At 57.9% G+C, this 13,197-nt stretch carries 12 protein-coding genes; 7 read left to right on the top strand and 5 right to left on the bottom strand.

From position 1 onward, the window contains the following. Positions 1-94: 94 nt before the first annotated feature. The 4 genes from SO180_RS30265 to SO180_RS30250 form a co-directional block, all read right to left on the bottom strand. Positions 95-679 carry an anthranilate synthase component II gene (locus SO180_RS30265; RefSeq protein ID WP_449382488.1) on the bottom strand — a complete coding sequence of 195 codons (585 nt, stop codon included), beginning with the start codon at positions 677-679 and terminating at the stop codon, positions 95-97. Continuing rightward, the gene (pabB, locus tag SO180_RS30260) at positions 676-2,070 is read right to left on the bottom strand and encodes an aminodeoxychorismate synthase component I (RefSeq protein ID WP_449382487.1); all 1,395 of its coding nucleotides are present in this window, start codon (positions 2,068-2,070) and stop codon (positions 676-678) included. Before pabB ends, SO180_RS30265 begins: the two co-directional genes overlap by 4 nt. Positions 2,071-2,186: 116 nt before the next feature. After that, positions 2,187-2,516: a Dabb family protein gene (locus SO180_RS30255; protein WP_449382486.1), complete on the bottom strand. Its 330-nt coding sequence runs from the start codon at positions 2,514-2,516 to the stop codon at positions 2,187-2,189. 150 nt (positions 2,517-2,666) lie between these two features. Beyond that, entirely contained in the window at positions 2,667-3,299 is a 633-nt protein-coding gene (locus tag SO180_RS30250; RefSeq protein ID WP_449382485.1) for a GntR family transcriptional regulator, read from the bottom strand. Between the two features lie 114 nt (positions 3,300-3,413). On the opposite strand from SO180_RS30250, the gene bioB reads away from it, so the two are divergent. The 5 genes from bioB to SO180_RS30225 all read left to right on the top strand — a co-directional run bounded on the left by bioB (position 3,414) and on the right by SO180_RS30225 (position 7,963). Continuing rightward, positions 3,414-4,409: a biotin synthase BioB gene (gene bioB, locus SO180_RS30245; protein ID WP_449382484.1), complete on the top strand. Its 996-nt coding sequence runs from the start codon at positions 3,414-3,416 to the stop codon at positions 4,407-4,409. Positions 4,410-4,464: 55 nt separating this feature from the next. Beyond that, entirely contained in the window at positions 4,465-4,818 is a 354-nt protein-coding gene (gene panD / locus SO180_RS30240; protein ID WP_449382483.1) for an aspartate 1-decarboxylase, read from the top strand. Positions 4,819-4,897: 79 nt separating this feature from the next. Then, on the top strand, positions 4,898-6,052 hold the full coding sequence (locus SO180_RS30235) for an 8-amino-7-oxononanoate synthase (RefSeq protein ID WP_449382482.1): 1,155 nt from the start codon (positions 4,898-4,900) through the stop codon (positions 6,050-6,052). Continuing rightward, the gene (gene bioD / locus SO180_RS30230) at positions 6,049-6,693 is read left to right on the top strand and encodes a dethiobiotin synthase (protein ID WP_449382481.1); all 645 of its coding nucleotides are present in this window, start codon (positions 6,049-6,051) and stop codon (positions 6,691-6,693) included. The genes SO180_RS30235 and bioD overlap by 4 nt, the downstream gene beginning before the upstream one ends. Then, positions 6,680-7,963, top strand: coding sequence for an adenosylmethionine--8-amino-7-oxononanoate transaminase (locus SO180_RS30225; protein ID WP_449382480.1), 1,284 nt, complete (start codon positions 6,680-6,682; stop codon positions 7,961-7,963). Before bioD ends, SO180_RS30225 begins: the two co-directional genes overlap by 14 nt. A 1,134-nt stretch (positions 7,964-9,097) precedes the next feature. On the opposite strand, the gene SO180_RS30220 is transcribed toward SO180_RS30225, so the two are convergent. Next, the gene (locus tag SO180_RS30220; RefSeq protein WP_449382479.1) at positions 9,098-10,024 is read right to left on the bottom strand and encodes a hypothetical protein; all 927 of its coding nucleotides are present in this window, start codon (positions 10,022-10,024) and stop codon (positions 9,098-9,100) included. Positions 10,025-10,615: 591 nt separating this feature from the next. On the opposite strand from SO180_RS30220, the gene SO180_RS30215 reads away from it, so the two are divergent. Both SO180_RS30215 and SO180_RS30210 read left to right on the top strand, forming a co-directional pair. Beyond that, on the top strand, positions 10,616-12,691 hold the full coding sequence (locus tag SO180_RS30215) for a methyl-accepting chemotaxis protein (RefSeq protein WP_449382478.1): 2,076 nt from the start codon (positions 10,616-10,618) through the stop codon (positions 12,689-12,691). Positions 12,692-12,754: 63 nt separating this feature from the next. Beyond that, a complete protein-coding gene (locus tag SO180_RS30210; protein WP_449382477.1) occupies positions 12,755-13,060 on the top strand; it encodes a hypothetical protein in 306 nt (101 codons plus the stop codon). Positions 13,061-13,197: the final 137 nt, after the last annotated feature.

Here is a 13,197-nt window from a genome sequence, read left to right as displayed (position 1 = left end):
GGCCAGAGGGCAGAGAAATGCGATCGGACTTAAAGTCCTACTGATGCCGCCGGCGCCTCATTGCGGGAGAGGCGTGCGACATAAGGGCCCATCCTCAGGCTTGGAAACTCTTTGCCAGTCGCAAAAAGTTTGTCAGCAGAGCATCTCCTTGTTGGGTCAGTATCGATTCAGGGTGGAATTGCACGCCATAGGTAGGTTGATCGCGATGTGCAAGCGCCATGATCTCGCCCTCGTCCGAGCGCGCAGTTACCATAAGACGCGACGCGCGTGATTGATCGATCTCAACAACGAGGGAATGGTAGCGCCCGACGCAAAGGGGGGAAGGAAGTCCTTCGAATAGCCCGCGGCCGTCATGCGTAACGAATGAGGAGCGACCGTGCATGGGACGACGTGCACGTGTGACGCGTCCGCCGAAAACACTCCCGATGCACTGGTGTCCAAGGCAGATGCCGAAAATCGGGACACGACCTGAAAGTTCGCGAACGATTGAGGTCGATATTCCCGCCTCTATTGGGGTGCAGGGACCGGGGGAAATGACCACGGCGCGCGGCTTGAGACGAACAATATCACTGAGGCTGATGGCATCATTTCGGACGACTTCCGTCGCTTCCCCGAGCTTACGGAAATAGCGGGCAATGTTGAAGACGAAGGAATCGTAGTTGTCGATGATGATAATCAACGTTCACCGGTAGAAATGGCGCGAAATGCGTCAAAGATTGGCTGTGCCTTGGTCAGAGTCTCCATGTATTCGGCCGCTGGATCCGACATCGCAGTTATCCCGCCCCCTGCGTGAAAGACAGCCAGGCCGTCGTCGATCGTGACGGTGCGGATCGCAATATTGGTATCCATGTGCCCGTTGAAGCCGATGAAACCGATCGCCCCGCAATAGACCTCTCGCGCGACTTGCTCGAGTTCCGCAATGATTTCCATCGCTCGCACCTTTGGCGCCCCGGTGATGGAGCCGCCTGGAAAACAGGCGCGAATAAGGCCGACCGCGTCCTGGTCCCCTGCAAGCTCACCCGTTATGACCGATACGAGATGGTGCACTGAGGCATAGGTTTCGAGGCTGCACAGCGCTGCAACGTCGACTGAATGCGGCGTGCAAACACGAGAAAGATCGCTTCGTAGGAGATCGACGATCATGATGTTCTCGGCGCGGTCCTTGTCGGATGCGGCTAGGAGCCGCGCGCGACGCTGATCTTCCCTAAAATCCGTTGAACGCGCGATCGTGCCTTTGATGGGGCGCGTTTCGACCCGCCGTCCGTCGAGCTTCAGAAATCGCTCCGGCGAGCTCGATGCAATGGTGAGATTGCCGTAACGCAGGAGCGCTGCAAACGGTGCGGGGTTCAATGATCGCAGTTGGCAGTAGAAGGCAACAGGATCAAATAAGGTTGGGAGTCTGGCGCTAAAGCGCTGCGCAATGTTGGCCTGAAAGATATCGCCAGCCAGAATGAGGTCAATGACGCGCTGTACCGCCGCAATGTAGGACGCGCGGCTGGAGTTCGACTGCCATGGTCCGACTGCGCCATGGGCATTGTCCCGCGGTACGTGTGAGCCGGCGAGGAGAGCTGCAAACTCATCGGCCCTTTGGCGTGCACGCGCAGCCCGGCGTGCGGGATCCTGCTCCGGCCATCCAGTCGACACAATCCAGCATCTGTCGTCGCGATGATCGTAGCTGACGAGGACGTCATAGAAATGCAGAATGGATTGAGGCAAGCGGTGTCCAGAACTTGCCGGCACGGGCAATCGCTCCAGTGTCCTGTTCAGATCGTAACCAAAGATTCCGGCCGCTCCTCCCTGAAATGGCGGCAGATCAGGGTGATGCTCTTGCGGATACTTGGCGAGCAGGGTGCGAAGGGCTTCCCAGGGGTCACCGTCAATGGCCTGTCCGTTCCAGCTCGCCTGCCCGTCCGCGATGATATAGGTGCCGAACGGGTCGCAGGTCAGATATGAGTAGCGCCCAAGGAGCTTGTGACTTGCTGCGCTATCGAGAAATGTAAGATGAGAGCTGCCGGCGAGGCGCCGCATTGCCGTGACAGGGGCAATCCATTGCAGTTCGCGGACGTACATCGGGCTATCACTGTACCGGTGAGTGGCGTCCGCGCGCTTCCGATGATAGGCCGCCAAAGGAGAGTGACATTCGGTCGGAAGTTTGCAAGCTCGTGAGACCGACGGTCAGCTTAGCCTCAGCCGGCCGATACGGCGCGGCGAGCGAGGAGCCGCACATCCGCCGACACACAATAGTCTGCCGCGAGCCGCAACTCGCGCAGTGGCCGTACCCGCCTGATTGATTCCTGGTAAAGATCGTGCGCCTTGTAGGCCTCGAGTTTCGCCTCGTTCTCGAACTCACCATAGACAACGACGTCGATGTCGTTGCCGAGCTGGTCGCTCTTACGGTTGCGAGCGACCTCGAGCCGGCTTGCATGCGGAATTTTCGTGAGAACCGACAGGCCTTCGATGATACGATCGATATTGGCCTCATCTTTTGCGCTGAACAAGACAATGTGACGAATCATGGATGGCCTTAAGGAGTGCTATCAGAGATGAGCGCATAACTAACTTGGGATCGAGATCTCTGCAACGCTTCGCTGCTGCATATTGATGATCGATTGTTTGATACTGTTGCGCCTCGCGTCTGAACTGAGCTCACAAAGGCGTTTTCCTGATCAAGAGGTGGAAAGCGCCAGGCGCTCAATGCTCTGAATGTGACGTGTGAGTAGATTACAGGCCAGGTCGAGGTTGCGCGCTCGCAGGGCCTGCAGAATCAGGCGGTGATCTTGGTTGGACCGTGGACGCCGGCCGGCCGTCCTTGCCATCGCGAATACCAGCCGAGAATTTGCAAGCTGGAGTTCGTCGAGGCTGGCGAGCAGGCGGGGCATCGCGCAGGGCGCAACCAGGGCGTAATGAAAGGCCCGGTTGGCCATCTCAAAATCCTCAATCGTCTGAGCGCTGTCTCCTTCAATCAGCGCAAGTTCAATGCGTGCCAGGTGGACCGATGAGAGCTTTGGAGCTGCATTGCGCAACGCGACCACTTCGAGCGCTGCACGCATCTCGGCGATCTCTTTCACCGAATTCGCATCGAGCGGGGCGACCCGCACCCCGCGGCGCGGTGCGCTCACGACAAGATGTTGAGCCTCGAGTTGCCGAAAAGCCTCTCGCACTGGGACATGACTTGAATTGAATTCCCGCGCTACATGATCCTGCCGGAGTTTTGCGTCTGGCTGCAGCGCGCCGTTGATAATGCGCTCACCGATTGACTCCGCGATGCGTCCAGCAGTCGTTCTGTTCTCACTCATCATAGATTATCTATCAGAAAAATGGGTGCGCCCCGATACCGCATCGATTAGCATCGATCTAATGTCGATGACGAGAGATAATTCACGCGATTATCTATGATTACGGACTTGAGGCCTATGGGTGTTGCTGTTGGAGTTGACCGGAACGGAAGCTGCGAGCTCGAAGAGGCCGGCGGAAAGTGGAAACGTAGCGGGGCCGAAGCGCTCTATGGTTTGCCATTCGCTGAGCTGATGTTTCGAGCGCAAAACATTCACCGCGATAAGTTTGATCCAAACCACGTCGAAACAGCAAGCCTCCTCAGCATCAAGACGGGTGGCTGCCCGGAAGATTGCGGCTATTGCGCGCAAAGCGCACGTTACGAAACCGGAGTGAAAGCGACCCGCCTGATGGATCGCGCTGATGTGGTCGCCACCGCGCAGCAGGCCAAGGAAGCTGGTGCGACCCGCTTCTGCATGGCCGCGGCCTGGCGCAGTCCGAAGGACCGCGATCTGGATCGGGTCTGCGAGATGGTCCGCGAGGTCAAGAACCTTGGCATGGAAACCTGCGTCACGCTGGGCATGCTGACACTGGGGCAGGCAGCACAGCTTTCCCGGGCCGGGCTCGACTTCTACAATCACAACATCGACACATCGCCGGAATTCTACGACAAGATCATCACGACTCGCACGTTGCAGGATCGAATTGACACGCTTGAAAACGTGCGCGAGGCTGGGATCAAGGTCTGCTGCGGCGGCATTATCGGCATGGGCGAGCGCGTTGAGGATCGCCTCGACATGCTGGTCCTGCTGGCTAATCTGCGAAAGCCTCCGGAAAGCGTCCCGATCAATCTTTGGAACGAGGTCAAGGGGGTTCCGGTCAACGATACCGCGGAGCGCCCCGATTCGATCGCGCTGGTCCGCCTGGTCGCCACCGCCCGGATCATGATGCCAATGAGCGTGGTGCGGTTGTCGGCCGGCCGGCATGACATGACCGACGAATTGCAAGCGTTGTGCTTTTTGGCCGGTGCGAACTCAATTTTCATCGGGGACGTGCTGCTCACGACCAAAAATCCGAAGACCGAGCGCGACGCAAATTTGCTGACCAGGCTCGGCATCACGTCCGGGCTTGCCTGAACCAACGGGACGGCGAAGCGGTCTTCACGAAACTCCTTTAGGCATAGGTTGAGAAATGCAAATTACCTTGATGAAAGGCAAGATCCACTGCGCATCGGTGACTGAAGCCGATCTGCACTATGAAGGCTCTATTTCAATTGATCGCACGCTGCTGGACGCAGCAGGGTTCCTGGTCAACGAACGCGTCGAAATTCACAACGTCGAAACCGGCGCGCGTTTTGCCACTTTCGTGACCGAAGCGCCTCCCGGCTCGGGTGCCATTGACTTGAAGGGTGCGGCCGCGCGACTGGCGTTACCCGGAGACAAAATTAGCGTCATTGCGTACGCCTCATTTGGCGAGGTGGAAGCCAAAACGTTCAAACCCCGCATCGTGCTGGTTGATCGCGAAAATCGGATCACGCCGGTTTAGCGGCCGAAAAACGGACCTAAGGCCGTTTTTCTTCGCGCCCATTCGAATTTTGCGTGATTTCGTTACCCGAGAAATGAGAATGAATTCAATCCACGCGGGAAAAATTGCCGGATATGCCGCGGCATTGCATGCTCTGAAAGAAGACCACCGGTTGCGCCGCCTCAATCCGCGTGAAGGAATCGATTTCACGTCGAACGACTATTTGGCGCTCGCGAGCGCGCCGCGCATGAAGGCGGCTGTTTTGGCAGCGATCGAGGCCGGCACACCGATCGGCGCCGGCGGCTCGCGCCTTCTGCGCGGCAATTGCGAGGAGCACGAAAGTCTGGAAGCTGAAGCTGCCAGGTTCTTTGGGGCGGAGACAGCGCTCTTCTTTGGCGGCGGTTATGTCGCAAATTTTGCTGTCCTGACGACGGTGCCGCAGAAAGGCGATCTCCTCGTCCTCGATTCTCTCGTGCACGCGAGCATTCATGAAGGCGCGCGAGCCAGCCGCGCTAATTTTTGTATAAGCGCACATAATGACCCGGAGGCGGTCGAACGCGCGATTCGTGACTGGAGGGCAAATGGCGGGGTCGGCCGCATCTGGATCGTGGCCGAAAGTCTCTACAGCATGGACGGTGATTTTGCGCCGCTCAAAGAGCTGGTTGCGCTCGCCGACCGGCATGATGCCTTCCTGATGGTGGATGAGGCCCATGCCACGGGTGTTTACGGCGAGCAGGGACGGGGGCTCACCGCGCCTTATGAAGGACGAGAAAATCTCCTGGTCGTTCATACCTGCGGCAAGGCGCTGGGCGCTGCGGGCGCGCTGGTCACTGCGTCTGGCGTGCTACGAGACTTCCTGGTCAATCGTTGCCGTCCGTTTATCTTTGCCACCGCACCCTCGCCGTTGATGGCTGTCGCCGTGCAGGAGGCGATTCTGATCCTTCAGCAGGAACCCGAGCATCAGCGGCGTCTCACCGAGCTGGTCGCGTTCACGCATCGGCAGATGAGCAAGTGCGGTTGGAAAAGTCCGTCCGATTCGCAAATCGTGCCATACATCGTGGGTGACAACGCGCGTGCGATGCGGCTCGCTTCTGCGCTGCGGGCTCGCGGGTTCGATATCCGCGGGATCCGGCCGCCGACCGTGCCAGTGGGCACGGCCCGTTTGCGAATCTCACTAACACTCAACGTCAGCGAGGACGACGTGCGTGCAATGCTCGATACCTTGATCGAGGAGACGAGAGGTTTACTTCTATGAGCCCAAGCATCGTGGTGACGGGCACAGATACCGGAATCGGAAAGACGGTGTTTGCCGCAGGGCTTGCGAAACTCCTTGGCGGGATCTATTGGAAGCCGATTCAAGCTGGCCTCGGCGAAGAGACCGATGCCGAGGCTGTGGCGCGGCTGGGCGGCCTGTCGGCCGATCGCATCCTGCCAGAGCGCTACCGCCTTCGAACGCCAGCATCGCCCCACTATTCTGCCGAGCTTGACGGAGTTCGCATCGAGCCAGATTCGCTTGAAGTGCCAGATACCGGCGGGCAGCCGTTGGTTATCGAGGGCGCGGGCGGGTTGATGGTGCCGCTGAGCGGCGACACACTCTACATTGATGTGTTCGAGCGATGGCGGCTTCCGGTCGTGCTTTGCGCAAGCACAGAACTGGGTACCATCAATCATTCGCTGCTGTCGGTAGAGGCGCTCCGAAAGCGTGAGATCCCAATTCTCGGGATGGCCTTCATTGGCGAAAGAAACGCCGAAACCCAGACCATCATTCGCGAGATGGGGCGGGTGCGTTGGTTGGGTCGATTGCCATGGCTCTCTCCCCTCACGGCGGACACGCTGGAGGCAGCATTCAAGGCCTCATTTCGTGCAGATAGTTTCAAGTTGTATGCCAAAGAATAAGTCGCCGATCTGGCATCCCTTCACGCAACACGCCCTTCAAGACGAGATGACGAGGATTGTTCGGGGCGAGGGCGCCTATCTTCACACCGCGGATGGTCGCCGCATCATCGATGCAATCTCATCCTGGTGGGTGGTGACGCATGGTCATTGTCATCCATATATTGTGCGCGCGATTCAGGAACAGGCAGGCAAGCTCAACCAGATCATCTTTGCCGGCCATACCCACGATCCGGCCGAGGAAGTTGCGGCCGAGCTTCTAAAACTCGCGCCTCGCGGGCTCGAGCATGTCTTCTTCTCCGACAGCGGCTCTACGAGCGTGGAAGTCGCGCTAAAAATGGCGCTCGGCTATTGGCATAATGTCGGCCAGCAGCGAATACGCATCATCGTGATGCAACATTCGTATCACGGCGATACGGTTGGCGCGATGTCGGTTGGGGCTAGGGGCGTGTTCAACGCGGCGTACGGGCCCTTGCTGTTCGACGTCACCTCGGTCCCGTTTCCGGCAACAGGTCATGAGCAGGACACGCTCGACGCCCTTGAGTCAGCATGTCGAAACGAAATTCCGGCAGCCTTTATTGTCGAGCCTCTGATATTGGGGGCCAGCGGAATGCTGATGTATCCGGCCTGGGTGCTCAGAGAGATGAAGCGTATCTGCGAGGCCTCGGACGTCCTTTTCATTGCCGACGAGGTCATGACGGGCTGGGGCCGCACTGGAACTCTCTTCGCGTGCGAGCAGGCCAATGTCACTCCCGATATTGTCTGCTACTCCAAGGGAATTACAGGTGGAGCGCTTCCCCTCGCGGTAACACTGTGTCGCGCGGATATTTTCGATGCGCATTATTCGAAGGATCGGACCCGCACGTTCTTCCATTCGAGTTCATATACCGCAAATCCCGTGGCCTGCGCGGCTGCAAGAGCCAATCTGGATCTTTGGCAAGATCCCCAAACTCACCAACGCGTGACGGCGATCGCCGCGATGCAAGAGCAGGCAATTGAGCCATTCCGGGCCGATGCGCGCTTCGGAAACGTTCGCCGAACCGGCACGGTGACAGCACTCGATCTGAAGACGAGCGATCCGGGTTATCTGGCGGACATGGGTCCAAAGCTTCACGCCTTCTTCAAGAAGCGAAATCTGCTGCTGCGGCCGCTCGGCAATACGATCTACGTTATGCCGCCGTATTGTGCGACAGCGGCAGACCTTGATGAAATCTACGCTGGCATCTGGGATGCTGCCGATGCGATGGCTGAAAGGGACGCTTTGCGTGCCTAGGCACGAGGAGCGCCAACTTCTTAACTATTCCGACGATAGGGCGAGCATCGCGCTTGCCCGAGGTGGGCTTTGACGAAGAAGCCATAGAGGTGCGTTATGCTCGCAAGATTGAAAAGGGACGTCCGTCTTCACGATGGGCAACTCTCGCCTGTCCAGAGGGAGCACGGCGGATCCAGCGTTTCGCTCGCGCCGATGTAGTCACTCCGTCCTGGAAACCGAAAGGGTAACCTGCTCCACCAGGAGAATGTCTCCAAGTGATGCACGGCCAGCAGTCGGAACAGCACAGGGGCAAGCTTCGCGTTGCTCTCGTTTCAACATACCGGGACGCGACCTTGAGACCACGCTAAGCAGCGAAGGCCTTCAGCTGCTCCTTGGCGCGGCGTGCCTCCTGCTCAGTGGTCGATGCGCGAGGGTACGCGCGGACAAACATAGGAAACCCTCCTATATCCGAGATTGCCCGGCGACACGGGCTGACCCCACAACAAGTGTTCACCTGGCGCTGGCACGCACGCCAGTTGCCGACGCCGATGGCTGACCTTCCGCCGTTTGTACCGGCGGTGGTAGACGCCATGGTACCGGCCGTAGCCGTTGGCCATGAGCGCAAGACAGCGCGATGCAAGGCCAAGCCGGATGTCCGGGCTCGCCGTTGCGATGCTGGGGCATTGAGATCGAGGCCGAGGGCGTCACTATCCAGATCGGCCGAGGCGTGGACGTGGCGATGTCAGGGCCATCGTCCATGAAAGCCGGTGATCGGCCCGACCGGAACTGTCCGGGTGATGGTGGCAACCAAGCCGGTCGACTTCCGCAAGGGAGAGAACGACGCTTACGAAGCTCTCACCTCTACACTAGACCAACTTCAAGGGTCACGTATGCGAGAGCCAATGGTGAGAGAAGGCGAAACCCAATCCTGCAGCCACTACATGCGCGAGAGGGGGAGGGGAAAGTGTAACGAGCTCAATGCGGCACCTCAATGCGCTGTCACCCGTTAGCAAGACTTGATGCTCAGGGGCAGCTCAAGGTCGATGCCTCAAGCTGGTCGTTGAGGTAGTATCGGGTTCTGTAGCTTTGAGGCCTTCATCAAGCCATGCAATGACGGTGATGGTCATGCTCCAACTATCTCGGCGACTTAATAGTTTAACCGCGCTCAGTTGGCACGTAGGGCCTCGACCAGCTTTCACCTACACTTAGTTTGATGCCGTCTGGCTTGTAGCCCTCAGACGTGAGCGTCGTGCGCAACCGCATGGCTAAACGCCGTGCTCCTGCCCAGCGGCCTTCCAAGAGCAAGTGACGGACCTTCGGGTGTATTTCTACCGTTACGTCCGCCAATTCTCTCTCGGCAGCCATAGGCCCTGAACCGACGTCAGACGCTAGGCTCAGCGCCGGTTCATAGTAGTAGCGCCATTCTGCCTCAGGTCTCGGCAAGCGAATCGGATCATCTTTTGAATCCGGCTCGGGATCGCGCCAGTAGAACTCCAGAACCTCCGAACGGAAAAACGCGAACGAACCGACTTGAAGAGTGCAATTGCGGTTATTGATCGAGACGAGCCTTTGCGCTTGAACCTTAGCTTTCGCCTTGTCGGTCGATGTCGGAACTGACGCGCGGCCCTTACTTTCGAAGGCATGCCAATTGCCACTGATATCCTGCCCAACAAGATCGGGACGCGAACGTCCAAGTAGGAGTGGGTTCAACGAATTACGAAATACATCAAGGTGGAGGAGCCATGGTGTACCCAGTAAACTTGAAGCGAATAGCTTGCAAAGTGTCATGCCCAGAAAGTAGCTCACCATCCCCTTCTCTGTAGGGTCGAGCGCGGCGAAGGCGTTTGTACGTTGAAGACGATCGCTCCAAGTTTGCTCGACGGCCATCCGTACTAGGGCCAACCGGAAAATAGCTTCATGGAACGAGGCTTCGCCGTACCTGAAGACGTGGTAGGTGCTTGGGCGACCAATCGTTATGGCGGCCCAGAGAAGCTCGTTCCAAGTGGTTGAGAGGGTACTATATGGACGAAAAGAATAGACAGCGGGAAAATCGCGGCTGCGATAGTCGATGAGCACTGACATTCTCTGCCCTAACTCGCGTCATGTCGAGTGCGTGGCCGGAGGAAAGCTGGTCTAACGTAACTGTCCGGTTGCTGCGGTTGAAACCGCCGCCATTCTGCAATTAGCGATAGAGCAGTCAAGGGAATTCAAGGTACCTGCTAAGCCAAGCCTGACAAGTCCACCGGGGATTCTATCTGTGCCATCGCCCTATCCAGCGGCTTGATGGAGAACTCCTTGCCGTAGTCGCGCCCAACGCTGTCCTTGTTAGCATGTTCCGTGATGGGTTGCACTTGCCGGTGCCGGAGTTGATAAGGTCCGGAGATTTGTCCTCCTGAACGAGTGAATCCTGCGCAATTACGGCAAACATCGCTCAATTTACGCGCGTGCTGCCGCATGCTGTGCGAGTCCGCGGCTAGAGGACATGATATGCCGATCTCGAAATCGTTCTTGGGGCAGTCGAGGATGGATCAATGGGCGAAGCGAACACGCTGAGCCTGACGACGTGAAAGCCAAAGAACGCAAAAGCAAACTGCCGCTCCGCTCTCGTCACGGTACGACGTCGATCGCGGTCTCTTCGTTAGCCTTGTGTAACAAACCCAACGGAGGTTGCGAATGGTCGGCATCTCCCCGAGCTTACGTTTCGAGCGTTCTGATCAGAAGCGCAGTGGAAATGGTCGCGGATTGATTGGCAATTTGATGTCCGTATCAACGGCTGCGAAACGCTTCGTATTGCCAATTCTTCCGCGACTTCGGCCAAGCCTGCGAACCAAGATTGCCATGCTTGGAATAGTGGGCGTGCTCGCCACTGGAGCGACTTGCATCGTGGGGCTCAATTATGTTGCGCAGGTGCAGCGCGAGGCAGATCAGAGCATCCACGTGCGTGCTCACCTAACGGCACTTTCAGCAGCGTTTCTTGAATCGCAGCAGTTAGCGCTGGAGTTTCTGCGTAAGCACGATCAAGCGTTGATCGCGCGGCACGCCCAAGGCATCGGGGAGGAACTGGCCGACCTCAGCCAGATCGAGAAGTATGTTGCCTCATTGCCGGAGGGTGCCCCCCTGAAGGACGTATCCTTCCTGCGCGCCGGAATCGGCCTTTATGCAACACGTTTCAACAACATCGTTTCAGCGCAGCGCGTCCTCGGCTTCGCCGAAAATGATGGGCTTCAAGGCAAGCTGCGCGACTCCGTGCATCAGGCCGAGTCCCGGCTTACGCAGCTCAATCAACCGCAACTAGCCGCCTTGATGCTGATGATGCGGCGGCACGAAAAGGATTTCATGCTGCGGCGTGAGGAGAAGTACGGCGATCAACTGGAAAAGCGGGTCGCCGAATTCGGAATCGCGCTTGCGTCTTCCCAGTTGGCGCCGGACGTCAAGACGGAACTGAAGGCGCTCATTGATTCCTACCGAGCTAGCTTTGTGGCCTTCATGGTTGCTCAACAGGCGTTGGATGACCAGGTTGATGATCTCGGGCAGATTTACGGTCGCAATCGTCCTCTCCTCCTGAAAGCGATCGCGGCGGCTGATGCCAGCTCTGCCGCAGCAGAAGAGCGTGTTTCGCGCATCCGCCAGATGCTAGGCTGGGGAATTGGGTTTGCCACGCTCGTAATCGGGTTGGTTGCCGTCTTTGTCGGGCAGGGCATGGCCCGGCTGATCACACGCATGACCAAAGCGATGCGCCAACTGGCGGCCGGGCAATTCGAGGTGACCCTACCCGGACTTGATCGTTCAGACGAGATCGGTGAAATGGCGCAGGCCATGGAATCGTTCAAGCTTAAACTAGGTGAGAAGGCGCAGGCCGAGATTGCAGCGAATCTGGAACAGGATCGATTGGCGGGGATGCGACGGAAGGCGGAGCTGGAGAGGTTTGCGAGGACGTTTGAAGATGCGGTAAGCGGCGTCATCGACACACTGTCATCCGCCTCGACCGAGCTGGAGGCTTCCGCTCGCAGCCTGACGGACACGGCGCACAACACACAGGAAGTCTCTGACAAAGTCGCCTTCGCCTCGGAGGAAGCTTCAGGCAATGTTCAGGTCGTCGCTGCACGTACCGCTGAGATGATGGCGTCTGCTACGGAGGTTGGACGCCAGGTCGGGCAATCTACAGAAATCGCCAGAGGCGCCGTGCGTCAGGCGGAAGAAACCGACCAAAGGATAAAGCACCTGTCGGCAGCTGCGCTAAAGGTTGGTGGCGTGGTTGAGCTAATCGCCGCAATTGCCAGCCAAACAAACCTTTTGGCGCTTAACGCAACGATCGAGGCCGCGCGCGCGGGCAAGGCCGGCCGCGGCTTTGCGGTCGTGGCGCACGAGGTAAAGTCGCTGGCAACACAGACAGCCAAGGCGACCTCGGAAATTGCAGAGCAAATTGCGGATATCCAGGCGGCCACGGAAGAGTCGGTCTGCGCCATCACGGAGATCGGCAGCAGCATCGGCAGGATCTCGCAAATCGCATCGACGATTGCTGCTGCGATCGAAGCGCAGGGTACGGCAACCAAAGATATTGCGCAGAATATCCAACATGCGGCAGAATTGTCGACGCAGGTCGCCAGCAACATCCGGCAGGTTGCTCAGAGCGCCTCGAGCACAGGTGCGTCATCCTCGCTGGTACTGACATCTGCAAATGCGCTGGCCCAAAGCAGCCATCGTCTCAAACTGGAAGTCGATGGCTTTCTCGCCGGGGTTAGGTCGTGATCACTGAAGCTCCTGCATAACTATTTGATGGTGTGATTATTTGCTCTCAGTGAGGCTTTCAGAATGCCTGTCTATCTTGCGTCGTATGATTTAAAGGGGAGCAGCCCTGATCCGCACCCCATCTTTTTGAAGCAAGCAGCGGCGCAGGGCTGGAAACTGTGGATCCTGGGCTTGAACAACGTACGATATCGACTGCCGAACACAACATTGGTTGGCATGTTTGACAGTTTGGCCGTTGCTGAGGCCAGGCTCGAAGCACCCCGGTTGGCAACAGAGAACGAAATGGGCGGCACTGTCACAACGAGCAAGTGGATTGTTGCGGAGTACGGACCCACTCGGCTCAATTCTAACGAGCGGCAGAGCGCGTGAAGCAAGGTCATCGGCCAAGGCTCATCATAGGCTGAGTTCGTTCTCACTGTGCCTTGTCAAGGAGCCCTTCGCAAATAGGCGTAGGCTCAAGATTGCACAAAAGATGCGCGCAACACGCAAAAAACGCTGCGAACCGG

The organism is Bradyrhizobium sp. UFLA05-112 (genome assembly GCF_053572325.1).
This window is presented reverse-complemented; position numbering and strand designations above follow the sequence as displayed.